The organism is Halomonas sp. ND22Bw, from assembly GCF_003011945.1.
In the GTDB taxonomy this organism is placed as follows: Bacteria; Pseudomonadota; Gammaproteobacteria; order Pseudomonadales; family Halomonadaceae; genus Halomonas; species Halomonas halophila.
Window position 1 is genome coordinate 1 of sequence record NZ_PXWD01001864.1, and the last position, 233, is coordinate 233.

A 233-nucleotide genomic window follows, 5' to 3' on the forward strand; every position below is an offset into this window, starting at 1 on the left:
GCCGTGGTTGTGGGCGACCGTGGTCGCGATGATGGCGTCCTCGACCTTGGTGCCGACGGTACGCTCGCTGTTGTTGTCGTTGATGGGGCCGGAGGTGGTGGCCGCGGTCATGGTTGTGCAGCCGGACAGGGCCAGCAGCAGGGCCAGGGAAAGGCCGAGGAGGCGGGACTTGTCGATCATGGGCATCACTCGCTTGCGTCGAAGAGTTGTTCGTCGATGAGGTCGCACAGGCA

General features: G+C 64.8%; 1 pseudogene. It reads right to left on the reverse strand.

From position 1 onward, the window contains the following. Positions 1-180, reverse strand: a pseudogene (locus CVH10_RS24745) (transporter); the annotation flags it as partial. Positions 181-233: the final 53 nt, after the last annotated feature.